This window comes from Carnobacterium pleistocenium FTR1 (assembly GCF_000744285.1).
GTDB lineage: Bacteria > Bacillota > Bacilli > Lactobacillales > Carnobacteriaceae > Carnobacterium_B > Carnobacterium_B pleistocenium.
This window is the reverse complement of the sequence record NZ_JQLQ01000002.1, coordinates 1,413,556-1,439,071: the sequence shown is the minus strand read 5'-3', so window position 1 is coordinate 1,439,071 and position 25,516 is coordinate 1,413,556. Positions and strand designations below refer to the sequence as shown.

The window sequence follows — 25,516 nt, the reverse complement described above, 5'->3', positions numbered from 1 at the left end:
GACTGTTTTATTTGATTTTTCTATTAGTATTGAAATTTATCTCTAATATGAGTATAATGTAGGGTGAATCAGTATTTGAAGCACTCAGTTGGAGTGCTTATTTTATACTCATTGATTTGAACTGAAATCGAGCATAAGACTTAATTAGTGATAAATGAAAAGAAGGTGACAAGATGCCCAAAAATAAAGATTATACTGCACAAGAAGTAATTGCCTTAACCGTTACTTATATGAATAGCAGTCATGTGGCTTTTGTCAAAAAGGCTTGTGATTTTGCCACAAATGCTCATAAGGACCAGTTCAGAAAATCAGGTGAGCAGTATATAATCCATCCGATACAAGTTGCTGGTATTTTAGCAGAATTGAAAATGGATCCTGTAACAGTAGCAACCGGATTTCTTCATGATGTTGTAGAAGATACTGAATATACCTTTGAAGATATTTCAAGAGAATTTTCTCCTGAAGTAGCTATGCTTGTAGATGGTGTTACCAAATTAGGGAAAATAAAATTTCAATCACATGAAGAACAACAAGCAGAAAATCACCGTAAAATGTTGTTGGCAATGGCAAAAGACTTAAGAGTGATCATGGTTAAATTAGCTGACCGTTTGCATAATCTGCGGACACTAAAATTTCATAGACCCGAAAAGCAACGACAAATTGCAAATGAAACACTTGAAGTTTATGCACCGCTGGCTCATCGATTAGGGATTAATTTAATTAAATGGGAATTAGAAGATACTTCCTTGCGTTATTTGAACCCGCAACAATATTATCGCATTGTTCATTTAATGAATTCTAAAAGAGAAGAAAGAGAAGCTTATATTTCTGACTCCATTTCAAAAATTCAAGAATCCGTTGAAGAATTAAACATATCGGCAGATATCACGGGTAGACCGAAACATATTTATTCTATCTATCGCAAAATGCGCGATCAGAAAAAACAATTTGATCAAATTTATGATTTATTAGCGATTCGTGTCATTGTGGATTCAATAAAGGATTGCTATGCTGTATTAGGAGCAATTCATACCCGGTGGAAACCAATGCCCGGTCGATTTAAAGATTACATTGCTATGCCAAAAGCAAATATGTATCAATCGATCCACACTACGGTTATTGGACAATATGGTAAACCTATAGAAGTTCAAATTCGGACAAAAGAAATGCATGCAGTTGCTGAGTATGGGGTTGCAGCTCACTGGGCATACAAAGAAGGTATCACTAAAAAAGTTGAAGGCAATCCAGAAGGCAATAAATTAGCCTGGTTTAGTGATATTATCGATTTACAAGATGATTCAAAAGATGCTAGTGATTTTATGGCAAGTGTTAAAGAAGATATTTTCAAAGATAAAGTGTATGTTTTCACACCAAAAGGAGACGTCAGCGAATTACCTTCTGGAGCCGGTCCGTTAGACTTTGCCTTTAATATCCATACAGAAATAGGCAATAAGACAATTGGTGCTAAAGTAAATGGTAAAATTGTTCCCTTAAATTATAAATTGAAAACGGGAGATATCATTGAAATAATGACGTCTACAAATTCATACGGACCAAGCCGAGATTGGATCAACTTAGTATCCACTAGCAAAGCCAAAAATAAAATCAAACGTTTCTTCAAACTGCAAGATCGCGAAGCTAATATTGTAAAAGGCCGAGATATGCTTGAAAAGCAATTGCATGACATGCAATTCCAGCCTAAAAATTTCTTGACGAAAACTAATGTGAAGATGCTTTTAGAACGCTTCAATTTTACAACAGAAGATGATTTATTTGCTGCAGTAGGGTTTGGTGAATTAACGGCTCTTGCAATCGCTAATCGCTTAACGGAAAAAGAACGCAAAGAGCGAGAAAATGAAAAGAAAGTCCAAGAAGTTACATCAAGTGAAGCGAAAACTAAAAAAGAGCCTGAGAAGATCAAGGTAAAACACGAAGGCGGTATTGTCATTCAAGGAATCGACAATTTGCTTATTCGCATTAGTCGCTGTTGTAACCCTGTACCAGGTGATGAAATCGTTGGATACATTACAAAAGGGCGAGGCGTTTCGATTCACCGAAAGAATTGCCCTAATGTCCTTGTAGCAAAAGATGCAGAAAATCGCTTAATTGAAGTTGAATGGGAAGAAGCTACGTCTAAAAGCCAAGATTATAATGCTGAATTACAAATTATTGGCTATAATCGTTCTGGTTTATTAAACGAAGTCTTACAAGTTGTGAATAGTATGACAAAAAATTTAAATAATGTAAATGGAAAAGTAGATAATGATAAAATGGCTACTATTACATTAACAGTGGGCATTCAAAATATCTATCAACTAGATAAAATCGTTGAAAAGATTAAATCTATTCCTGATGTCTACAATGTAAAAAGAATGTCATCCTAATCAATAGTGATTAAAAAACAGAAAGTTGTCTGTCTTTTGAGACAATTTTCTGTTTTTTTTTATAGTTGAAATCAAAATTTTTAAGGTGGTCCGTAAAAATGAAAATCGTTATTCAGAGAACCAAAGAAGCAAGTGTTAGTATCGAAGGAGCGATTGTGGGTAAAATCTCTCATGGATTGGTATTGTTAGTTGGGATAGAAGAAGAAGATCAAAAAGAAGACATCGATTACCTAGTACGCAAGATCAGAAAAATGCGTATTTTTGAAGATTCTCAAGGGAAAATGAATTTAAGCATAGAAGATGTTGGTGGAGAAATTCTTTCTATTTCTCAATTCACACTATATGCTAATACAAGAAAAGGAAACCGCCCAAGTTTTACCAAAGCTGCAAAACCAGACACAGCCATTCCAATTTACGATGCATTCAACGCTCAATTAAAAGCAGCCGGTCTAAATGTTCAAACAGGAATATTCGGTGCAGATATGCAAGTTTCACTTTTAAATGATGGTCCAGTCACAATTATAATCGACAGCAAGCAACATTAAAAAAAGGCTAGAAAAAGAGAACGACCAGTAGGAGTAGTGATTCCTACTGGTCGTTCTCTTTTTAATTATGGGATAAAATACTGGTTTAATGATTGATAAATGATTTCAGACACAGATGATTGATAAGTGGATGAATTGACCGTGAGTTGGTCCACATCATTATTTAGATAGCCTAATTCAATCAAAATCGCGGCTTGAGTATTTTCTCTTGTGACATAGAAATCGCCAAAGCGGATGTCATTATTAGGCAATATACCATTTTGTTGGAAATTGGTACTAATAATTTCAGCTAAAGGAATGTCTTTATCGTGGTAATAATAGGTTGTAGTTCCACTGATCTCGTTTGCAGTTTCAGTTGAATCATAGTGTAAACTGATAAATACATCTGCATTAGATTGATTACTGATAACCGTTCGCTCATCTAAACTAAGAAATTCATCATCTGAACGAGTCAAAATAACATTTGCTCCAGCATCACGCAATCGATTAGCAACCAGTTTAGCCGTACTTAAAGTGACTTCTTTTTCGAGAAAAGTATTTGCTAAAGCGCCGGGATCATTTCCACCGTGTCCTGCATCAATGACAATAGTAGCTTCTGCTAATGAAGTGACACTAGCTGTGGGAGCAGGTGTTTGGTCAGCTGATAAGTCTACTACCCAATTGGCTACGTAACCTGTTTGGCCATCCGGTAATTCTACTTGATACCAATCACCTTCTGTAGAAAGGTAATTGAAACTTTCACCTTTTTCAGCAGTTTCGACAACTGAACTGCTGATTGAAGCACTATTTCGGATATTTGTACCAGCACTACGAGTTGTAACTGTTTGAATTGTTGCAGAATCGTCTTTTGCAACCGCAACAGTCGTTGTTTCAGTTGCAGTTTCGGAAATTTCAATTAAATCAGAACTTATCCAAGCAACTTGTCCATTGTATTGAACTTGAGTCCAACCTTCTTGTTGAAACAGAACGGTCAACTCCGTCCCATTTGTTACTTTTCCAAGAATATCAGAGTTAATATTGCTTTCAGTACGAATGTTTACCTCTTGACCTGTAACGATTCCCATTTTATTGGTTGCAGCACTTACCTCGGTATTCTCAATGAGCCAACTCGCTATCCAGCCAATCTGGTCATTGCTCAAACGTACTTTGTACCACTCATTTTCCTCTGATAACATGGTGACTTTTTCTCCACCAGTAACTTGGGTCATAATGTCATAAGATAGACCTGGCCCCGTTCGAACATTGACCACACTTGCATCGACTTTGATCGTTCCTTGATTAGCAAGGACGACTGTAGCAAAAGCGGTTAACCCGATAAATAAGGCAATGAGCAACAATGAAACAATTTTTTTTGGTTTCTTTAATGTCAATTTATTTTCCACTGATAGGTTCACTACTTTCTTAATTGCGAAAACGCAATCAACGTTAGATTATATGTATTCTCTAATTATAACAATGTTACGCTTTAATATGCAATTAAATCCTAATATTCCTCTGTTTTTTTTAGTGACCAAAAGAACCAGTCTTTTTAGTTCTTCTAGTCTTGACAATGGTTATACTTTCTTGTAGTGTTGTATTATTATATGAAATACCCAATGAAAGAAAAAGTAAGTAGTTCTAGCGTGTGAATAGAGAGAATTTCCTTTGGCTGAAAGAAATTCCCGTAGAATAAACTGAAAGACATTCTTGAGGGTTAGCAGTGAAAAGCTGCTACGTTACGAGCGTTAATCGTTGAGGAAAGCTTAGCTTTCAAATAAAGGTGGTACCACGTATAGTGAAAATTCATTCGTCCTTATTCTATTCAGAATAAGGACTTTTTTTGCGTTTTTTTATAAATTTCAATTGTAGAAAATAAGGAGTGTTGAGGAATGGCGATTCAAAAACCTAAGGGAACAGCTGATTTATTACCAGAAGAAGCAAGAAAATGGCAATACGTTGAAGAAATTTTGAAGATGGTATTAGCAGACTATCAATTTGGGGAAATAAGAACCCCTATTTTTGAAAGTTATGATTTGTTTTCTCGCGGAGTAGGAGAAACAAGCGATATCGTTTCAAAAGAAATGTATGATTTTTATGATAAAGGGAATCGGCATATATCGCTTCGTCCAGAGGGAACAGCTCCTGTTGTGCGTGCATTTGTTGAAAACAAATTATTTGGTCCAGAACACAATAAACCGTATAAAGTGTATTACAAAGGTCCAATGTTCCGCTATGAACGTCCCCAAGGTGGCAGGATGAGACAATTTCATCAACTAGGTGTTGAGGTTTTTGGCAGTACGAATCCTGCAACAGATGTAGAAGCAATGGCTCTTGCAATGGCCTTGTTTGAAGAATTGGGATTAGAAAAATTGACATTAGTAATCAATTCATTAGGTGATGCTGAAAGTCGTTTAGCTTATAGAGAAGCACTTATTGCTTATTTAGAGCCTCATTTTGACGAACTAAGCTCAGATTCGCAAACACGTCTGCACAAAAATCCTTTACGTGTTTTAGACAGCAAAGATAAAAAAGATAAAGAAATCGTAGAAAAGGCTCCATCTATTTTAGATTATCTAAGTGTAGATTCAAAAGAACATTTTGAATCTGTTAAAGAGATGTTAACGGCTTTAAACATTCCTTTTGTAATAGACCCTAACATGGTTAGAGGATTAGATTATTACACACATACGATTTTTGAAGTTATGAGTGATGCTCCAGGATTTGGCGCAATTACAACTATTTGTGCTGGCGGACGTTACGATGGATTAGTAGAAGAAATTGGCGGACCAGCTACACCTGGTTTTGGTTTTGCGTTAGGGTTAGAGCGTTTAATGATGACTCTAGAAGCAGAAGAAATTGAGATACCAGATACGCATGAAGTCGATGTTTATGTGCTTGGGTTAGGGGAAGCAACTAACCTTGAATCGCTTAAAATTGTTCAAGCGATTCGTGGAGCAGGATTATCTGCTGACCGCGATTATATGAACCGTAAAATAAAAGGGCAATTTAAAACAGCGTCAAAATTAAAGGCTAAAGTGGTCATTACTTTAGGTGATGCAGAATTAGAAAGAAAAGAAGCAAATTTTAAAGTGATGAAAACTGGAAAAGAATCAAGTGTTTCATTAGCAGAGATCTACAAAGATTTCGAAAAATTATTTAATCTAAAAATAGCAGATATGACAGCTTTTAATGATTTTTTCAATAAAGAAGATTAAAACGAACGATTAAGGATAGGAGCTGGAATAATTGGGAAAAAGAACAGAATATTGTGGGAAAATCTCGCGCGATTTATTAGGGCAAGAGATCGTATTAAAAGGATGGGTACAAAAAAGAAGAGACTTAGGGGATTTAATTTTTATTGATTTACGTGACCGTGAAGGAATCGTTCAAATCGTTTTTAATCCCACTTTTTCAAAAGAAGCTTTGGCTAAAGCTGAAGATATTCGTAGTGAGTATGTTCTTGAAGTAAAAGGAAAAGTTGTTGAACGAGATAGATCAGTCGTAAACAAAAATATTGCAACCGGTGAGCTTGAAGTAGAAGCCTATGAAGTGACCGTTTTAAACACATCGAAAACAACGCCTTTTTACATTGAAGATGGGGTAGCAGTATCAGATGATAAGAGAATGCAATACCGTTATTTGGATCTAAGACGTCCAGAAATGACTCAAAACATGATTTTACGTCATCAAATGACAAAATCTATTCGTCATTATTTAGATGACCATGAATTTATTGATACTGAAACACCTTATTTAACAAAATCAACTCCAGAAGGCGCTAGAGATTATCTTGTGCCCTCTCGTGTACATCCAGGTCATTTTTATGCCTTGCCTCAATCACCACAATTATTCAAACAACTCTTGATGGGTGCTGGATTTGACCGGTATTATCAAATCGTTCGTTGTTTTAGAGATGAAGATTTACGTGGAGACCGTCAACCTGAGTTTACACAAATCGATATCGAGACGAGCTTTTTAGAACCTGAAGAAATTCAATCGTTTACTGAAGAATTGTTAGCCAAAGTATTGAAAGATACAAAAGGTGTTGAATTGACTTTGCCGTTCCAACAAATGGGCTACGATGAAGCAATCAGTCGTTACGGTAGCGACAAGCCAGATGTCCGTTTTGGATTGGAATTAGTAGATGTTAGTGAACTTGTTAAGGAATCTAGTTTCAAAGTCTTTAGTGGAGCAATTGAAAATGGTGGAGCTGTAAAGGCCATTAATGCTAAAGGAGCTGCAAGCAACTATTCTCGCAAAGATATTGATGCATTAGGCGAATTTGTTTCGGTTTATGGTGCAAAAGGCCTAGCTTGGTTAAAAGTTGAAGAAGATGGGGTAAAAGGACCAATCGCTAAATTCTTTAAAGACGATTCAGAAGCCTTGATTGAAAAAATGGAAGCAAAACCTGGTGATTTACTGTTGTTTGTGGCAGATAAAAAATCAGTTGTCCACGATTCACTAGGAGCTTTGCGTTCGAAGTTAGGTAAAGAGTTAGAACTAATTGATGAATCAGTATACGCCTTCCTTTGGATCGTTGACTGGCCATTATTGGAGTATGATGATGGAGCAGAGCGTTACACCGCTGCACATCACCCATTCACTATGCCAAAAGAATCCGATATCGATTTATTGGAAACAGATCCTGGAAAAGTGTATGCTCAAGCCTACGATATTATATTAAATGGCTATGAATTAGGTGGAGGATCGATCAGAATCCACAAACGCGATTTACAAGAAAAAATGTTTGCAGCGTTAGGCTTTTCAAAAGAAGAAGCCGAAGAACAATTTGGTTTCTTATTAGATGCGTTAGAGTATGGTTTCCCGCCACATGGTGGAATTGCATTAGGACTTGATCGTTTTGCGATGTTGCTTGCGGGCAAAGAAAATATTCGTGAAGTAATTGCGTTTCCTAAAAACGGAAGAGCGACTGATCCATTAACAGAAGCTCCTAGTTTAGTGAGTGAAGCACAACTAAGTGAATTGTCTATTCATACAACAAAAATTGAAGATTAGTCTTTAAAAGACTCCTTTTTGGACAGTAAAGAGCGCAGGCAAACTAGATTTGCCTGCGTATTTTTCTGTGTTTTTTTGTTTATTGGGCCACTAATACTTGTTAAATCATTTTTTTACCGGAAAAAATAGACAATATAGAAATATAACTTGTTATTCATATTCAATTTTGTCAAAATAGAATAAGGAAGAAAATTCAAGGAGGGTTTACATATGAATGCAAAAAGATGGTCTGCAATAGGGGTTGCGCTTGGTATTTTTATTTTCTCACTATTTTTCAGTAATTATTTTTCTTATATGGTACAAAAGCAAGAAACTACGGAATCAGTAAGCGATAGTCTTATGGGCTTACTGGGCACAACTACTTTAGAAGAAAACCTAGTAACAGCTGGGGATAGTTCAAACCGAATTGCTGTTTTATCTGTAGATGGGACTATTTTAAGTGGACAAACAACTAGTTTGACTGGAGATTCAGCGTACGATCATGCTGGCTTTTTACAACAATTAGAGCAAATTTTAGTTGATGATACAATCAAAGGCATTATTCTATCGGTTAATTCTCCAGGTGGCGGAACGTATGAGAGTGCTCAAATCAAAGACAAATTGAGTGCTATTCAACAAGAAACAGAAATACCCATCTATGTTTCTATGGGCAGTATGGCTGCTAGTGGAGGGTATTATATTTCCGCTTCAGCAGAAAAAATATTTGCTTCTGAAGAAACATTAACCGGATCAATCGGGGTCATTATGTCTGGAACCAATTTCACTGAATTATTTGAAAAAATCGGTGTGGATGACACGACGATTAAAAGTGGCGAATTTAAAGATATCGGTTCTACAACTCGTGCAATGACTGAAGAAGATGAAGCCATTTTGCAAACTATGGTAGATACTTCGTATAATCGATTTGTAGAGATCATTGTCGAAGGACGCGGCATGGAAGAAGATGTGGTCAGGAATTTAGCTGACGGTCGTATTTATGATGGAGCTCAAGCCGTTGAAAACGGGTTAGTTGATGAGATTGGGTACCAAGAAGACGCTCTTGAAGCGATTCAAGAAGACTATGATTTAAAAGATGCAGAGATTTTCAGTTACCAAAATCCTTCTTTATCTTTTGCCTCTTTATTTAGTGCAACAGCAAGTAACCTGTTTCAAACAGGTGGAACAGCAGAGTCAGAGATAGAAAAATTAATGTCTGTGATCGGAACAGCGGATTCTCCAAAGATGATGTACTATTACGGAGGCCAATAACATGACTAAAACTCCTGAAGAGAATGAACAAAAAACGGTACAACCAAAAAAAGACGACACAAAAGAAATAGACTTAAATGAATTTAAAAAAACATTAGCGATTGAAGAAGCGGAAATTGAAAAAGTAAAACGTTTAAAGAAACTAGCAGAAAAAAAGAATGAACCAATTTTTTCAGATAAGAGTGATTTTAAATCTTCTTTAGAGGAAACAAAAATTAAAGAGGAAAAACCAACAAGTCCACAAAATCTTAGAGATGCTCGAAGAAAGTATTGGCAAGAAAAACAAAAAGAAGAAGAGCGTCAGCAAAAACCGTTTCACAATTTCCCTTCATTTTTTTATGTAGGCTTTTGGCTGCGAGTGTTTGCTTTTTCGATTGATGTGCTTGTTATCTGGAGTATAAATCGATTAATTGTTCAATCGCTATTTTTAGTATTGCGTTATCCACTTAGTGAGGAATCATTCTCAGCTTTTTCATTAAGCAAGTTAGGTGTATATCTTCTTTATTTTGTTGTCTTAACAAAACTGACAAATGGACAAACAATTGGAAAAATAATTTTTGGAATTCGCGTAATCAGTTTTAAAGAAGAAACGTTAAGTTGGGGAACGGTACTAATTCGTGAATGCTTTGGCCGCTATATTCTGAAAACATTCCCCTTTATTTATTTAATGGTACTGTTCACTCATGAAAAACAGCATTTAGCTGATTTCTTCAGTGATACATCCGTTGTTTCAGAAAATTTGATTCGGGCAAGTGAGCTTTCTCTAAAAGAACAATAGAAAATAAATGAGCTGAATCTAGGTTGTTCTTTTAAATCAATTAGATTAGAATAAAAAGAAATACGGTTAAGAGTAGGAGAAAAAAGATGGTTTTATTAGGTTCGCACGTTTCAATGGGTGGAAAAAAAATGTTGCTAGGTTCTGCGGAAGATGCTGCCAGTTACAATGCTGAAACATTTATGATATACACTGGAGCCCCACAAAATACAAGACGTAAATTAGTTGAAGATATGAATATTCCTCAAGGTACATCATTCATGGAGAAAAATAATTTATCACATATGGTTGTTCATGCTCCTTATATTATCAATTTAGGAAATACAGTCAAACCTGAAAACTTTTCTTTTGCAATCGAATTTTTAAGGGCTGAAATTGTCAGAGCAGAAGCGCTAGGTGCAAGACAAATCACATTGCATCCAGGAGCACATGTTGGCGCTGGAGCAGATGCTGCGATTGCTAACATCGTAAAAGGGTTGAATGAAGTGCTTCATAAAGATCAATTAGCACAAATTGCCTTAGAAACTATGGCTGGTAAGGGAACTGAAATTGGACGAAGCTTTGAAGAAATTGCAAAAATCATTGAGGGAGTAACCTTAAATGATAAACTATCTGTAACGATGGATACTTGTCATATAAACGATGCTGGTTATAATATGAAAGAAGATTTTGATGGCATCTTGAATGAGTTTGATAAGATCATAGGATTGGACCGTCTTAAAGTGATCCATGTGAATGATTCAAAAAACTTGCAAGGTAGTCATAAAGATCGCCATGCGAATATTGGTTTTGGAACAATTGGGTTTGACGCTTTAAATAAAGTTGTCCATCATCCTCAATTAACAGCCTTACCTAAGATATTAGAAACTCCGTATGTAGGAGAAGACAAGAAAGATAAAAAAGCGCCTTATGGTTATGAAATTAAAATGTTAAAAGAACAAACTTTTAATCCAAATCTACTCGAAGATATCTTGAATCAGGTAGGTTACTAATATAAAAAATAATCGTGTAGGAGAAAAAGAAGCTGTTTTTCTTTCTCTCCTTTTACTTGTTTTTATCATTTCCTATAACTCGAGTTTTATGTCATAATTGAGTTAATAAAGAGTTGAAAAGCTAAAGTTTTCATCCTTTAGACGGATGTGCTAATTAATGAAATAAAGTATACTAATTGCATTAGAATAAATTAAGAAAGAAGGATGACACATGAAAAACATGAAAAGTGGTACAAAAATAATCATTGGGATTATTATAGCTGTATTAATTATTGCAGTTCCCTTAATTAGTTCATACAACAGATTGATTCAAGAAGAAAGTAATGTGAATCTTGCTTGGTCACAAGTTGAATCGCAATTGCAACGTAGGAATGATCTGATCCCGAACTTAGTCAATTCAGTTCAAGGAGCAATGGACCAAGAACAAGAAGTATTTTCAGCGATTGCAGATGCCCGTGCTTCACTAAGCGGTGCAGGTTCCATGGAAGAAGAAGTAGAAGCTAATAATGAAATGAACTCAGCTTTATCTCGTTTATTAGTTGTTGTTGAAAGTTATCCAGAATTAACATCCAACGAAAACGTAACGGCGTTAATGGATGAATTAGCAGGCACAGAAAATCGTATCGCAGTTGAAAGACAACGATACAATGAGACAGTACAAGGGTACAACAACCGTGTAAACCGTTTCCCTGGATCTATTATAGCCGGAATAACTGGATTCTCAGAAAAACCTTACTTTGAAGCAGTTGAAGGTGCTGAAATAGCGCCAGAAGTAGATTTTGATAACAATGAGGAATAAGCTGATTACATCTAATACACAAGGAGGGAAATCAGTGGAAAAAGTGAATCGATTTTCAGTTTTACGTTTATTGGCTCTTTCTTTTGGTTTATTGCTTTTGATTATTTTCCCTCTATCTGTTGAGGCAGCAGTCGATTATCCAGAAGCTTCTAACGAATTTTATGTCTATGATGAAGCAAATTTACTTTCTGATGAGACAGAACAATTTATCATTGATGTCAATAAGCATTACGAAGATACCAATGAGCAACCACAAGTAGTTGTGGCTACTGTAGATAGCTTACAGGGTGTTACGATCGAAGAGTACACTGTAGAGTTATTTGAAAAATGGGAAATTGGAAGTTCCGATTTGGATAATGGAGTCTTGATTCTTTTATCTGCTGAAGAGCGGGAAATTCGTTTTGAAATTGGTTATGGTTTAGAAGGTGCCTTGACGGATAGCGGGACTGGAGCTATCTTAGATCGGAATATTGATGCCTTATCAAATGATGATTACGATACAGCATTGAAAAGTATCTTTACTGAAACAGCCGTAAAAGTTAATGAAGAGTATCAGTACGATAATGACACGATTTTTTCAGGTTATACTGTAGACCCAACTGACTATGAGGATGATGGAGATGGTGGTTTTCCAGCTATTCTAATCGTAGTTTTAGTCTTCTTTATTGCTAGTATCTTTTTTGGCGGCGGATCTGGTGGTGGAAGAGGAAGACGAGGAGGTAGCTTGTGGCCTTTATTGCTTGGCATGTACGGCGGAAGCCGTGGCGGCGGCGGTTTTGGCGGCGGTGGCTTTGGCGGCGGAGGCGGAGGCGGCTTCGGAGGCGGCGGTGGATCCGGTGGTGGCGGATCAAGTCGAGGGTTCTAAAGTCAGATTCCTTAGTTGAACTAAAGCACTTCTCAATCGTTTCATCTGAAAGATGACAAAATTAAAAAGAGATTAAATCGAGGGTTGAATTCCTTGATTTAATCTCTTTATTTTGAAGATAGTGCTTTAGTTTATAGACATCAGTTTTGCTCATGATGCTTGTGTTCTATTTGGAGGGTATTAATAATAATTGCGGCTGTCTCTTCAATCGATTTGTTTGAAACGTTGATCACTAAACAATTTAATTTTTCATACAAGTCTTTTGCAAAAGTCAATTCTCTGTCAATTCGGTCTAACTTAGAATATTCTGTATCAGGATTCATTCCGTAAGTTAACATTCGTTCTCGACGAATAGAATTTAGCGCTTTTCTATCACTTGTTAAACCAACTATTTTTTTAGGATCTACTTGAAAAATTTGTTCAGGAATGTGTGCTTCTGGTAGAAGAGGCAGATTAGCAACTTTGTAATTTTGATTAGCTAAAAACATGCTTAATGGCGTTTTTGAAGTTCGAGAAATACCAAGGATTACGATATCTGCTTCTAAAAAACCTTTTGGGTCACGGCCATCATCGAATTTTACTGCAAATTCAATGGCTTTAATTCGGTTAAAATAAGTTTCATTCAAAAGATGCAACGCTCCTGGTTTTTGCAATGGAGTCATTTCAGAACGTTTTTCTAATTCGCCGATTATTGGCGATAATGGGTCAAAACAAATCAAATTATATTCGTTGCAAAATAGTTGAATTGCTTTATTTAAATTTTTATCTACAAAGGTATGAAGAACTATCGCATTATCAGAAGCTGCTTTTTCTAGTATAGATATAAGCGTGTCTTCGCCACGAATGAATGGGTACGCCGAAACTTTTATATCTGCATCAGGAAACTGAGACATAGCTGCTTGACCAAGTTGACTAGCTGTTCCGCCTACTGAATCAGAAATAACATATAAATTGATTGGTTTATGTGAAGACATTTTGTTCCTCCTCATTGTTTCTGTTTACTACTTTAATAGTATACAGGAAGAGTTAGTGAAACGACAATGAAGTACCTATAAAAATTGCAAGATTTACAACTTGATTAAGCTAAGATAAATAAGTTATACTAAATAATAGTGAACAGTTCATATAAAGGAGGCGATCATCTATATGACAGCAGTTGAACAAGCTATTGAGACATTGAAAGAACATGGTTATAAATATACAGATAAACGCGAAAATATGTTATCCGTATTTGTCTCTGAAAACCGATATCTAACAGCAAAAGAAGTGCAACTAGGTTTAAAAGAAAGATACCCTTCTATTAGTTATGATACAATTTATCGAAATATCTATACTTTTGTAGAATTGAATGTCCTTGAAGAAACCGAATTGAATGGAGAAAAAATGTTCCGCTTTGGATGCAAACATACCGGACATCATCATCATTTTATTTGTACAAATTGTGGAAAAACAAAAAAAATTGAAATGTGCCCAATGAATTTTTTTGAAACGCAATTAAATGGGTGCACGATTGAGTCTCATCGGTTTGAAATTTTTGGGAAATGTGAAAATTGTGCTTAAATAATGAGAAAAAAGGCAATAAACTGTTGATTTTTATTAAAATATGGAAAAGTTGTATTGACGTGAAAAAATACATTCGATATAATAAGTAAGGACAGTGTTTATGAATGCAGTAATTTATTAGTGTATTCTAAATAACAGTTACTTATTCAAGCACGGAGGGAGGGAATCTAATATGTCAAAAACAGTTCTTAAGAAAAATGAATCTCTTGATGATGCTCTTCGTCGCTTTAAACGTTCCGTTTCAAAAACAGGTACTTTACAAGAAGCTCGTAAACGCGAATTCTATGAAAAACCAAGTGTGAAACGTAAGAAAAAATCTGAAGCAGCTAGAAAACGTAAATTCTAGTCAAAAGCTTTTAGAATTGAGGGTGGGAAAGTCTTGTCACTTTTAGAAACCATTAATGACGACATTAAAATTGCGATGAAAGCCAGAGATAAAGAATCTTTAGCTGTTATGCGCATGTTAAAAGCTGCATTGCAAAATGATCAAATCAGCAAAGGTAATGAATTAAGTGAGGATGAAGAGTTAACAGTTCTTTCTCGCGAAATGAAACAACGACGTGAATCTCTTGTAGAGTTTAAAGATGCTGGTCGAGAAGACTTAGTTGAACAAACAGAAGCAGCTATTCATATCGTTGGAAACTATTTACCTCAACAACTTTCTGAAAACGAGCTTAAAGCGATCATTCAAGAAGCGATTACTAAGGTAGATGCTAAATCTATGAAAGATTTTGGAAGTGTTATGGGAGTTGTTATGCCTTTAACAAAAGGTAAAGCAGACGGTAACGAAGTAAATCGATTAGTAAAAGAATTATTGAATGCTTAAAAGATAAGCAATAATCTTTTGAAAAAGGTAAAGTTAAGGTATCTCTTAACTTTATCTTTTTTTTTACCTTTAATGCTTAAATGGGCTCTACGTCAAATGGTGTAGAGTCTTCAAGAGGAAATTTCTTTTACAAATAAACATAGTTGCCCGCGAAGCTATAAAATCCTCTACATAGCTAGAAGCAACGCTATTCCTCTGGAAATTTTGGATGAGTCAGTTAATTAAATTGTTTAGCAACACTAAAAATGATAGTCACGTAAGTATCAGTCTCCCATCTAAGAAGGAAAGCTTCATTTTAAACGAAAAATGTGCTATTCTTTAAACTATAGAAAGAAAAAGGAGAGTGTTGTTTGTTTGACTAACTTAATGAACGAACCCCGTTTAGTAAATTTGAAAAACGAAGATACTACAGCTATTCTATTTGGTGCTCAAGATAAACATTTAGCTTTATTAGAAGACTCAATGGAAGTTGTTATTAACAGCCGTGGTAGCCATATAGAAATTGTTGGTACAGAAGAAAACACAGCTATGGTTGAAGAAATCCTTAATCAATTACAAGAATTAATAAAACGCTCAATTATTATAGGCTCATCCGATGTCATTACTGCCATCAAAATGGCAAAAAATAATACGCTGCATTTCTTTATAAGTATGTATGAAGATGAAATTGGAAAAGATCATGCTGGAAAACCTATTCGGGCAAAAACATTCGGTCAGCGTGAATATATCCAATCAATTAAAAAAAATGATATCACATTTGGAATAGGCCCAGCAGGAACCGGTAAAACTTATTTGGCAGTAGTGATGGCTGTTGCTGCTATGAAAAAAGGTGAAGTGAAAAAAATTATTCTAACTCGTCCAGCAGTTGAAGCAGGCGAAAATCTTGGGTTTTTACCAGGCGATTTGAAAGAAAAAGTAGATCCTTATCTACGTCCAATCTATGACGCCTTGTACAATGTATTTGGTGTAGAGCACACAACGCGTCTAATGGATAGGAATGTTATTGAAATTGCTCCGTTAGCCTATATGAGAGGGCGGACATTGGAAGATGCTTTTGTTATTCTTGATGAAGCACAAAATACAACAAAAGCTCAAATGAAAATGTTTCTTACTCGTTTGGGTTTTGGTTCAAAGATGATCGTAAATGGAGATGTTACTCAAATTGATTTACCAAGAGGAGCTATGAGCGGACTCGTTCATGCTGAAAAGGTTTTACAACAAATCAAGCGTGTAAATTTTGTCCAATTTGATTCGAATGATGTAGTCCGTCATCCGGTAGTAGCGAGTATTATTGATGCTTATAGCAATGAAAAAAACCTGAATGAAGTTAAAAAAAACGATGCTGAAAAATCAAGTGCAGAAAAAACGACTAGGAAGTGAATGAATGCGAAGAAACTTAATACGCCTTCAGAAAAAAATGGGAAAATTATATATTCCTTCTATTCTCTTGCTTACATCTATCATTTTATTTTCAATCATGTATAGTGCTGTTAAACCAAAAGCTCTAGACATCGAACTTTTTCAAGTAGCAGAAGAAACAATACGTGCCAATGCAACGGTTGAAGACACAGAGAAAACAAAAGCAAATAAAGAAACAGTTGCTACAACCGTTTCTCCTGTGTATACGTATAATGCTGACTTAAAAGATATTCAAACATCAGAAATAGAAATTTTGTTTGCTACTCTTGATGAGACTATTCAAGAGGCAAATAAAATATATGAAGCAGATTTAAAAGAAGCCAGAAAAAAAGCTTCAGAAGATAATTCTTCGGTATCCTCTCAACAATTATCAGAGGTAAAAGTAGCTGAATTAGCAGATGATGAACTATTAAGGTTATTCAAAGAAAAATTGAACAATCTGGATGATTCTACAACCGCTTTTATTGAGCAGTTCCCCGATTGGGCTATCTTAGATTTATTAGCAGCAGATGAAGCTAGTTTAACTAGTATGAAGGAATCAATTGTCTCAGTAGTTTCCGAATTTATGTCTCAACCGATAAAAAGTGAAGAACTAAATGAAGTTAAACTGGAAGCAAATAATAATTTAGATTATTCTGATTTAGACTCAGACATGCAAAGAGTAGCCGGATTAATCGTTGACAATGCAATTGTTGAGAATAATAGTTACAATGAAATTGCTACCGAGCAAGAAATTGAAGAAGCAATGGCGAATGTTCAACCATCATTAATTTTACAAGGTCAGGTAATTATTCAAGAAGGACATGTAGTCGACAGTAATAACATGCATCAGCTTGAATTGTTGGGTTTGCTGGATAATAATTCTTCTAGACAAGCCTTGTATGGTTTAATCGTTTTAATTTTCACTCAAGCTCTGTTATTGTTTTATTTAGGAAAAACCAGAAAAGAAAATAGGATAGAGCACGGACGCCAAATTACCTTTTACTCAATTATTATGGTAATCTCACTATTATTGATGAAAGGTTTGCAGTTGATTCAAAATGCTGATGTAGAATACATAGGTTTTTTATATCCTGCTGCATTGGTAACCATTTTGCTGACATCATTTGGCGGAAGACGTTTTGGAATATTAGCTAATGGATTCACTGCTGCGTTTTCTATCTTTATTTTTAGTCCTGATTCAGGAACAAGTTTTAGTATTATATTAGTTCTGTTTTATCTATTAAGCGGTATGATGGGTACAATGATCACGCGCACCAAAATCACAAACCAGTTTTGGTCAAGCTTCATTTGGGTAACAGTCTTTAATGCCTTGTTTATCAGTTCCTTTATCTTATACTTAAATATTCATCTATGGTCTCAACAGGTCTTTTTAATGGTAATATATGCTTTATCCAGTGGCATTATTTCTTATTTTATGGCTGTCCTGCTATCGCCATACGTTGAAGTTATTTTTAGTGAAAATGCTGTTTTAACGTTAACTGAATTATCCAATCCCAATAATCCTTTATTAAAAGAATTGCTGACAAAGGCTCCGGGTACTTATCATCATAGTTTGATGGTAGCCAACTTAAGTGCAAATGCTGTTGGTGCAATTGGAGGAGATTCATTATTCGCTCGAGTAGCTTGTTATTATCATGATGTTGGTAAATTGCGTCATTCACTCTTTTTTATAGAGAATTTACCTCCTGGAATGGAAAATCCACATAACCTGTTGACTCCTTTTGAAAGTAAAGAAATTATTTTTGGTCATGTTTCTGAAGGTGTGAAAATGCTAGAAAAAGCTAAGTTACCTCAATCAATCATTGATATTTGTGCTCAGCATCATGGAACGACACTTATGAAATTTTTTTATGTGGTAGCTAAAGAAAAAGACGATACTGTAGCTGAGAGTGATTTTAGGTATCCTGGTCCAAATCCACAGACAAAAGAAGCAGCAGTTATCAATATCGCTGACAGTGCTGAGGCAGCTGTAAGGGCCATGTCGCATCCAACTAAAGAGACCATTGAAAATTTCGTTCATAATTTAATTAATGGAAGAATTACGGATGGTCAGTTTAATGAGTGTTCCATTTCTTTACAAGAATTGAAGATAGTTGAAAAATCCATATGTGAAGGGTTAAATGGTACATTCCATTCGAGGATCGAATATCCGACTTTAAAAAAGAATGACCAACTGAGCGTGAAAGAGTAAATTAAAAAAGGAGTGGGAATAATACCTATGGAATTAGATTTGTATGATGAAACAAACCGAATTACAACAGAACAGAAAGAACTAGTCAATTCCTTATTAGAGTTTGCTGGAAATCATTTAAAGTTGCCAGATGATACAGAAATGTCAGTAAGTTTTGTTGAGGATGACGCTATTCAAAAAATTAATAAGACTTATCGTGGAAAAGATCAGTCTACGGATGTTATTAGTTTTGCAATTGAAGATGAAGTAGAAGATGAACTAACAATCAACTTTGATGATTTGGAAGAACCGATGCCAAGGAACATTGGCGACATTATCATTTCAGTTGATAAAACCGCGAGCCAAGCCATTGAATATGGACATTCTTTTGATCGAGAATTAGGATTCCTTGCTTTACATGGTTTTTTGCATCTGAATGGGTATGATCATATGGATCCTGAAGATGAAAAAGAAATGTTTGGGCTGCAGAAAGAGATACTAGAAGCTTATGGACTTAAAAGATAAAGGGGAAGTTGGGAAAAATTCTGCATTTTTAAACTCTTTTAAATACGCCTTTAAAGGAATTTTAACTGCGTTTCAAGAAGAAAGAAATATGCGCTCACATCTTTTAATTGGTTCAGTCGTTTTGATATTGTGTGCTTTTCTTAATTTAGCTAGCAATGAATGGCTATGGGTTATTTTTAGTATCTTTTTAGTGATCATAATGGAAGTTTGGAATACTGTAATTGAGAATGTAGTCGACTTAACTACAGGAGAACAATATCATCCGTTAGCAAAGAAGGCCAAAGATATGGCAGCGGCTGCTGTTTTAGTTACAGCAGGATTTGCCATTATTGTAGCAGCAATTATTATTTTACCTAAACTATGGCAAATTCTATCTTAAAGGGGAGCAACATTTATGCACGCTACAGATCAAAAAGTCGAAGAACTAATCAATAAAGCAACAGATATGTTAGAAAAAGCTTATGTTCCTTATTCCCACTTTCCAGTTGGAGCAGCTCTTTTAACAAAAGAAGGAGAAATTTTTTCAGGATGCAATATTGAAAATGCTTCTTTTGGTCTAACCAATTGTGCAGAACGCACTGCAATTTTCAAAGCCGTTTCTGAAGGGAAAAATACGTTTGAGTACTTGGTAGTAACCGGCGATACAGATGGTCCAATTTCACCTTGTGGGGCATGCAGACAAGTACTGGCAGAATTTTGTGGACCAGAAATGCCTGTTTTGCTAACGAATAATAAAGGAAATAAACAATTGACAACGGTTGGCGAATTGCTGCCCGGAGCTTTTAAATCGGAGGATATGGTTTAATGAAAAATAATAATGAACATAAATCAGGTTTTGTTTCAATCGTAGGACGTCCAAATGTAGGAAAATCAACGTTATTGAATAAAATTGTTGGACAAAAAATAGCAATCATGAGCGACAAAGCACAAACAACAAGAAATAAAATTCAGGGTATTTATACTACTCCAGAATCACAAATTGTATTCATCGATACTCCTGGTATCCACAAACCTAAACATCGTCTAGGAGATTTCATGGTTAGTTCAGCTTTCAGTGCATTTAGAGAAGTCGATGTTATTTTATTTATGGTAAACGTGGCTGAAAAACGTGGCCCTGGTGATAATTTTATTATGGAAAGATTAAAAACCGCTAAAAGCCCAGTATTTTTAGTGCTTAATAAAATCGATAAAATTAATCCCGATCAACTATTGCCAATTATTGAGGATTATCGTTCATTGGTCGACTTTGCGCAAGTTATTCCGATTTCAGCTTCAGTTGGAAACAACGTAGATACATTACTGGCTGAATTGCAGAACTATCTTCCAGAGGGACCTCAATTTTATCCGGATGACCAAGTAACAGATCATCCTGAGTATTTTATTGTTTCTGAACTGATTCGTGAAAAAGTTCTTGAATTAACGAGAGAAGAAGTTCCTCACTCTGTCGCTGTAGTAGTGGAGAGTATGCAACGAAATGAATTAGGTAAAGTTCAAGTGCATGCAGCAATCATTGTTGAACGTTCAAGTCAAAAAGGTATCATTATTGGCAAAGGCGGGAAAATGCTGAAAGATATCGGTATCCGAGCTAGAAGAGATATCGAAGTGTTATTAGGAGACAAAATTTATCTTGATTTATGGGTAAAAGTTCAAAAAGATTGGCGTGACCGTCAATCGAGTCTGCAAGACTACGGTTACCGTAAAGATGATTACTAAAAAGTACTGACCATTAAAAAAAACAAACCATATCATTATGGTTTGTTTTTTTAAATAAAGATCGTATCGTAGGGGGTTTCTAAATGGCTCAAATAGAAGAAGTAGAAGGCATTGTGTTATCTGTACGAAACCATCGTGAAAATGATCAATTAGTCAAATTATTTACAAATCGTTTTGGGAAAAGAATGTTTTTTGTCAAAGGAGCTCGAAAGCAAAAAAACAAACTTAGAACTGCGGTATTGCCCTTTACAAAAGCAACTTATATAGCCGATATGCGAGACACGGGACTGTGTTTTATACGAGATGTAAAAGAAGTTGATCAATATAAAAGTATGCAAACGGATATTTTTTTGAATGCCTACGCGACATATATCTTAAGTTTAGCAGATGCGGCTTTAGATGATGGTATTGTAGATGGAACGTTGTTTCATAAAATCGACCGCTGTTTAACCGAAATCAATGAAGAAACAGATCCGGAAATAGTAGTCAATATCTTTGAAATCCAAATTCTGCCTTACTTTGGTGTTTCTCCGGAATTAAGAGGTTGCCGTATCTGTGGGAAAACTGAAGGCCCGTTTGACTATTCTGGCAGCTATGGTGGATTATTATGTCAAGAACATTGGCAGCTAGACCGTTATCGGTACCATTCTAGCCAAAGAGCGATTCATTTCGTGCGTTTATTTTCAGCTATTTCGTTAGATCAATTAGGCTCTATTACGGTTAAAGAAGAGACGAAACGAGAAATCAGGACATTGATCGACCTTATCTATGACGAATCGGTTGGAATTAAGTTGAAGAGTAAAAAATTCATTGATCAGATGTATACGTGGGGCAACCTTTTGATTGATAGAAAAGTTACTCCTGATGAAACACTTGATGAGAATGAAAGTAATGATTGACAAAAGTTCTTGTTACAAGCTATGATAGAAACAACTGAATAACCAGCGATGAAAGAAAAAAGTAAAAATTTCACCTCTATATGAGCGAATTTGGGATAGTGCGAGCCAAATATAGACAAAATTTTGAAAGGCCTTCTGGAGCTGTTCAATAAAAAAGATGCTAGTTTTTAGTAAACTAGAATTAGGGTGGAACCGCGATTGTATTATCGTCCCTATGCTGATGACTAACTGTCAGCATAGGGACTTTTTTTGTATATTTTTTTAGCTAACCAATATAATTTGAAATAAAAAGGAGAATGCTATAATGAAAGAAAATAGTCTAACATTTCAAGAAATCATTTTAACGTTACAAAAATATTGGTCAGATCAAGGCTGCTTGCTGCTTCAATCCTACGATACAGAAAAAGGGGCAGGAACGATGAGCCCTTATACATTCTTGCGTGCGATTGGACCTGAACCATGGAATGCTGCATATGTAGAACCTTCAAGACGTCCAGCTGACGGCCGTTATGGCGAAAATCCAAACCGCTTATTTCAACATCATCAGTTTCAAGTAGTTATGAAACCATCACCGGATAATATTCAAGAACTTTATTTAGGCAGTCTGCGTTTATTAGGAATCGATCCTTTGGAACATGATATTCGTTTCGTTGAAGACAACTGGGAAAATCCTTCAATGGGTTGCGCTGGTTTAGGCTGGGAAGTTTGGTTAGATGGAATGGAAATTACGCAATTTACCTACTTCCAACAAGTTGGTGGGTTAGAATGCAGCCCTGTAACAAGTGAAATCACATACGGACTAGAACGTTTAGCGTCATACATTCAAGATGTCGATAGTGTTTATGACATCGAGTGGACAAAAGGCGTGAAATACGGTGAAATATTTATTCAACCTGAATACGAACATTCAAAATATGCTTTTGAAAATAGCAATCAAGAATTACTTTTGATGTTATTTAATGAATATGAAAAAGAAGCTCTAGCTCAAATTAAAGCAGGTCTAGTTCATCCTGCCTACGATTATGTTTTAAAGTGTAGCCATACCTTTAATTTATTAGATGCAAGGGGAGCAGTATCGGTCACAGAACGTGCAGGATATTTAGCCCGTATTCGGAATATGGCCCGTTCAATCGCAAAAGCGTTTGTTACAGAACGCGAAAAATTAGGTTTCCCTCTGCTTCAAGGCCAAACTATCGAAACTAAGGAGGTAAACTAATATGACTAAGAATCTATTGTTAGAAATTGGTTTAGAAGAAATTCCTGCTCATATCGTTACCCCAAGCAGTGAACAATTAGTCCAAAAAATAACTGCCTTTTTAAAAGAAAAACGTTTAGCTCATGGAGAAGTCATTCCTTTTTCGACTCCACGACGACTAGCAGTCATTGTTAAGGATATTGCAGAGAAACAAGAAGATATTCAAGAATCAGTCAAAGGACCTGCTAAAAAAATAGCGCAAGATGCTGACGGCAATTGGAGCAAAGCTGCCATAGGATTTGCCCGAGGACAAGGAGTAACACCTGATGATATTTATTTTAAATCAATCAAAGAGGTTGATTACGTTTACGTCGATAAATTCATTTCAGGAAAAACCGTTAATGACAGTTTGATTGATTTAGATAAAGTGATCACATCTCTAACATTTCCAGTAAGCATGCATTGGGCAAACCACTCATTTAGATACATCCGCCCGTTCCATTGGTTGACAGCTATGCTAGATGAAGAAGTGATTCCTTTTAAATTACTAGATATCCAAACAGCAAACACGTCACGCGGTCACCGCTTTTTAGGGCATGAAGTGACATTTGCTAATGTGTTGGACTATGAAAAAACGTTGGAGAGTGTCTTTGTTATCGCGGATAGCGCAAAACGTAAACAAATGATTGTTACCCAAATTGAAGAGTTGATAAACGAAAATCAATGGTCTGTTTCATTGGATGAAGATTTACTAGAAGAAGTGAATAACCTGATTGAATACCCGACTGCCTTTTATGGTTCATTTGATAAAAAATACTTGGATCTGCCAGAAGAAGTATTGATTACTTCAATGAAAGATCATCAGCGCTATTTTGGAGTAAAGGATAACAAAGGGGCTATTTTACCTTACTTTATCTCCGTTCGTAATGGAAATGCCAACCATATTGATACTGTTGCTAAGGGAAATGAAAAAGTATTAACTGCGCGTTTAGATGATGGTCGCTTTTTCTATGAAGAAGATCAAAAATTAACCATAGCCGCCTGTGTGGAACGCTTAAAACAAGTAACGTTCCATGAGAAAATTGGTTCTATTTATGAAAAAATGAACCGCGTACAAGCAATCGCTCAACTAATCGGAAAACAAGTTGGTCTGACTACTGCTGAATTAAAAGATTTAAACCGTGCATCTGAGATTTATAAATTTGATTTAGTAACCAATATGGTTGGAGAATTCCCTGAATTACAAGGGATCATGGGTGAAAAGTATGCTTTAGCGCAAGGAGAAAATCCAAGTGTAGCTGCAGCTATTAGAGAACATTACATGCCGGTCTCAAGTGAGGGAGAGCTTCCGCAATCATCTGTTGGAGCTGTCTTAGCTATCGCAGATAAATTAGAAAGTGTCTTAAGTTTCTTTGCGGTTGGCATGATCCCAACTGGATCAAATGATCCATATGCCTTGAGACGTCAAACCTATGCGATTGTTCGCATTATTGAAGCAAAAAATTGGATTTTCCCAATGGTTTCATTAAAAAAAGATATTCTAATGACTTCTGCTATCGCACAAAGCTCTTTGGTCGAAGGCTATAAGTCAAGCACTACGGAAGTGGGAGATTTTACCAAAGCTCGCATTCGTCAATTATTAGCGGCAGAGAGTGTACGACATGATGTTGTTGATGCAGCTTTAAGCTCTCGTCAAGAAGACTTGCTTAAATTAATCGAATCTGGGCGTGTTATCAACAGCCATGTAGCAGATGCACTATTTAAACCGACTATTGAAGCATTGACCCGTGTGGTTAATCTGGCTAATAAGGGTGAAGAACTGCTTAACCAAGTCCAATTAACAGTAAACACTGACTTGTTTGAAACGAAGTCTGAACAAGTATTGCATGAAACGTTTGAAGAGATCATAAAATCGATCGACAAAGACGACAGCGCCAAAAACTATGAAGCGTTTGAACAGTTGCAACCGTTGATTGAAGAATTTTTCAATGAAAATATGGTCATGACTGACAATGAAGCTATTCGTAATAATCGATTAGCTTTATTGATGAAGATCTCTAATTTTGTATTATCTTTTGCTAGTGTAGATAAATTAGTGGTTAAGTGACCTTTAACAAATCAGTTTACTTTATGCTCTACTAAGGATAGAATTTTCCTTAGTAGAGTTTTATTTTTAGTTAGATAAAGGGGGCGAACAAAGATGAGCAATTATCCATTAACAATGAAACGCGTTTATGAAAAAAGTGAAAAAGAAGATGGCTATCGTATGTTAGTAGACCGAATATGGCCTAGAGGAGTATCGAAACAAAAAGCGACTGTAGATATTTGGGCAAAGGAAATTACTCCAACGACTGAGATCCGTAAAGAATTTAACCATCAACCACAAAAATTTGATTGGTTTAAACAAGCTTATTGGGCTGAATTAGAATCCAACCCCCATTCAGAAGTCTTTATCAAACATGTTTTTGAAGAATTGCAGCACTCGCCAGTAACATTTGTCTACGCCGCAAAAGATGAGCAGTTCAATCATGTAGTGATTTTAATGGAGTTTGTTCAAACAAAGAAGCAAAAGTAGACTTATTAAATGGATTGAAAAATAA

Annotated in this window: 24 protein-coding genes and 2 other annotated features; of the genes, 22 read left to right on the top strand and 2 right to left on the bottom strand. The window is 35.7% G+C overall.

The window, feature by feature from the left end:
• Nucleotides 1–173 precede the first annotated feature (173 nt).
• Nucleotides 174–2,384 (top strand): RelA/SpoT family protein, encoded by a 2,211-nt coding sequence (locus BP17_RS07040; RefSeq protein ID WP_035052923.1) that lies wholly within the window; start codon nucleotides 174–176, stop codon nucleotides 2,382–2,384.
• A gap of 98 nt (nucleotides 2,385–2,482) precedes the next feature.
• Nucleotides 2,483–2,929, top strand: a complete 447-nt coding sequence (gene dtd, locus BP17_RS07035) for a D-aminoacyl-tRNA deacylase (RefSeq protein ID WP_035052920.1) — start codon at nucleotides 2,483–2,485, stop codon at nucleotides 2,927–2,929.
• A 65-nt stretch (nucleotides 2,930–2,994) separates the two neighbouring features.
• On the opposite strand, the gene BP17_RS07030 is transcribed toward dtd, so the two are convergent.
• A complete protein-coding gene (locus tag BP17_RS07030) occupies nucleotides 2,995–4,311 on the bottom strand; it encodes an N-acetylmuramoyl-L-alanine amidase (protein WP_035052919.1) in 1,317 nt (438 codons plus the stop codon).
• Nucleotides 4,312–4,515: 204 nt separating this feature from the next.
• Nucleotides 4,516–4,726, top strand: a binding site (T-box leader).
• Between the two features lie 71 nt (nucleotides 4,727–4,797).
• Here BP17_RS07030 and hisS point away from each other — a divergent pair.
• The 7 genes from hisS to BP17_RS13750 all read left to right on the top strand — a co-directional run bounded on the left by hisS (nucleotide 4,798) and on the right by BP17_RS13750 (nucleotide 12,603).
• On the top strand, nucleotides 4,798–6,123 hold the full coding sequence (hisS, locus tag BP17_RS07025) for a histidine--tRNA ligase (protein WP_035052916.1): 1,326 nt from the start codon (nucleotides 4,798–4,800) through the stop codon (nucleotides 6,121–6,123).
• A gap of 31 nt (nucleotides 6,124–6,154) precedes the next feature.
• On the top strand, nucleotides 6,155–7,924 hold the full coding sequence (gene aspS / locus BP17_RS07020; RefSeq protein ID WP_035052914.1) for an aspartate--tRNA ligase: 1,770 nt from the start codon (nucleotides 6,155–6,157) through the stop codon (nucleotides 7,922–7,924).
• A gap of 210 nt (nucleotides 7,925–8,134) precedes the next feature.
• Nucleotides 8,135–9,172 (top strand): signal peptide peptidase SppA, encoded by a 1,038-nt coding sequence (gene sppA / locus BP17_RS07015; RefSeq protein WP_035052912.1) that lies wholly within the window; start codon nucleotides 8,135–8,137, stop codon nucleotides 9,170–9,172.
• A 1-nt stretch (nucleotide 9,173) separates the two neighbouring features.
• Complete coding sequence (locus tag BP17_RS07010) at nucleotides 9,174–9,950, top strand: RDD family protein (protein ID WP_051910487.1); 777 nt, start codon at nucleotides 9,174–9,176, stop codon at nucleotides 9,948–9,950.
• Between the two features lie 86 nt (nucleotides 9,951–10,036).
• On the top strand, nucleotides 10,037–10,939 hold the full coding sequence (locus BP17_RS07005) for a deoxyribonuclease IV (RefSeq protein ID WP_035052910.1): 903 nt from the start codon (nucleotides 10,037–10,039) through the stop codon (nucleotides 10,937–10,939).
• A 211-nt stretch (nucleotides 10,940–11,150) separates the two neighbouring features.
• Nucleotides 11,151–11,738 carry a LemA family protein gene (locus tag BP17_RS07000; RefSeq protein ID WP_198022523.1) on the top strand — a complete coding sequence of 196 codons (588 nt, stop codon included), beginning with the start codon at nucleotides 11,151–11,153 and terminating at the stop codon, nucleotides 11,736–11,738.
• A gap of 34 nt (nucleotides 11,739–11,772) precedes the next feature.
• Nucleotides 11,773–12,603: a TPM domain-containing protein gene (locus tag BP17_RS13750; RefSeq protein WP_035052907.1), complete on the top strand. Its 831-nt coding sequence runs from the start codon at nucleotides 11,773–11,775 to the stop codon at nucleotides 12,601–12,603.
• A gap of 140 nt (nucleotides 12,604–12,743) precedes the next feature.
• Here BP17_RS13750 and BP17_RS06990 read toward each other — a convergent pair whose 3' ends face one another.
• Nucleotides 12,744–13,577, bottom strand: coding sequence for a pyruvate, water dikinase regulatory protein (locus BP17_RS06990; protein WP_035052906.1), 834 nt, complete (start codon nucleotides 13,575–13,577; stop codon nucleotides 12,744–12,746).
• Between the two features lie 163 nt (nucleotides 13,578–13,740).
• On the opposite strand from BP17_RS06990, the gene BP17_RS06985 reads away from it, so the two are divergent.
• The 13 genes from BP17_RS06985 (at nucleotide 13,741) to BP17_RS06925 (ending at nucleotide 25,491) form a co-directional block, all read left to right on the top strand.
• Entirely contained in the window at nucleotides 13,741–14,163 is a 423-nt protein-coding gene (locus BP17_RS06985) for a Fur family transcriptional regulator (RefSeq protein WP_269544562.1), read from the top strand.
• A 175-nt stretch (nucleotides 14,164–14,338) separates the two neighbouring features.
• Entirely contained in the window at nucleotides 14,339–14,512 is a 174-nt protein-coding gene (rpsU, locus tag BP17_RS06980) for a 30S ribosomal protein S21 (RefSeq protein ID WP_013710786.1), read from the top strand.
• 33 nt (nucleotides 14,513–14,545) lie between these two features.
• Nucleotides 14,546–14,992 carry a GatB/YqeY domain-containing protein gene (locus tag BP17_RS06975; protein ID WP_035052901.1) on the top strand — a complete coding sequence of 149 codons (447 nt, stop codon included), beginning with the start codon at nucleotides 14,546–14,548 and terminating at the stop codon, nucleotides 14,990–14,992.
• A 366-nt stretch (nucleotides 14,993–15,358) separates the two neighbouring features.
• A complete protein-coding gene (locus BP17_RS06970) occupies nucleotides 15,359–16,372 on the top strand; it encodes a PhoH family protein (protein WP_051910561.1) in 1,014 nt (337 codons plus the stop codon).
• Nucleotides 16,373–16,376: 4 nt separating this feature from the next.
• On the top strand, nucleotides 16,377–18,605 hold the full coding sequence (locus BP17_RS06965) for an HD family phosphohydrolase (RefSeq protein ID WP_035052899.1): 2,229 nt from the start codon (nucleotides 16,377–16,379) through the stop codon (nucleotides 18,603–18,605).
• A gap of 27 nt (nucleotides 18,606–18,632) precedes the next feature.
• The gene (gene ybeY / locus BP17_RS06960) at nucleotides 18,633–19,109 is read left to right on the top strand and encodes an rRNA maturation RNase YbeY (RefSeq protein ID WP_035052898.1); all 477 of its coding nucleotides are present in this window, start codon (nucleotides 18,633–18,635) and stop codon (nucleotides 19,107–19,109) included.
• On the top strand, nucleotides 19,093–19,488 hold the full coding sequence (locus tag BP17_RS06955; RefSeq protein ID WP_035052896.1) for a diacylglycerol kinase family protein: 396 nt from the start codon (nucleotides 19,093–19,095) through the stop codon (nucleotides 19,486–19,488). The genes ybeY and BP17_RS06955 overlap by 17 nt, the downstream gene beginning before the upstream one ends.
• Nucleotides 19,489–19,503: 15 nt before the next feature.
• Nucleotides 19,504–19,914 carry a cytidine deaminase gene (locus tag BP17_RS06950; protein WP_035052895.1) on the top strand — a complete coding sequence of 137 codons (411 nt, stop codon included), beginning with the start codon at nucleotides 19,504–19,506 and terminating at the stop codon, nucleotides 19,912–19,914.
• A complete protein-coding gene (gene era, locus BP17_RS06945; RefSeq protein ID WP_035052894.1) occupies nucleotides 19,914–20,822 on the top strand; it encodes a GTPase Era in 909 nt (302 codons plus the stop codon). Before BP17_RS06950 ends, era begins: the two co-directional genes overlap by 1 nt.
• Nucleotides 20,823–20,905: 83 nt before the next feature.
• A complete protein-coding gene (recO, locus tag BP17_RS06940; RefSeq protein WP_035052893.1) occupies nucleotides 20,906–21,721 on the top strand; it encodes a DNA repair protein RecO in 816 nt (271 codons plus the stop codon).
• Between the two features lie 39 nt (nucleotides 21,722–21,760).
• Nucleotides 21,761–21,938, top strand: a binding site (T-box leader).
• Nucleotides 21,939–22,025: 87 nt separating this feature from the next.
• Nucleotides 22,026–22,937: a glycine--tRNA ligase subunit alpha gene (gene glyQ, locus BP17_RS06935; protein ID WP_035052890.1), complete on the top strand. Its 912-nt coding sequence runs from the start codon at nucleotides 22,026–22,028 to the stop codon at nucleotides 22,935–22,937.
• A gap of 1 nt (nucleotide 22,938) precedes the next feature.
• On the top strand, nucleotides 22,939–25,023 hold the full coding sequence (gene glyS / locus BP17_RS06930; protein ID WP_035052889.1) for a glycine--tRNA ligase subunit beta: 2,085 nt from the start codon (nucleotides 22,939–22,941) through the stop codon (nucleotides 25,021–25,023).
• A 93-nt stretch (nucleotides 25,024–25,116) separates the two neighbouring features.
• Nucleotides 25,117–25,491 (top strand): DUF488 domain-containing protein, encoded by a 375-nt coding sequence (locus BP17_RS06925; protein WP_035052887.1) that lies wholly within the window; start codon nucleotides 25,117–25,119, stop codon nucleotides 25,489–25,491.
• The last annotated feature ends 25 nt before the right edge of the window (nucleotides 25,492–25,516 follow it).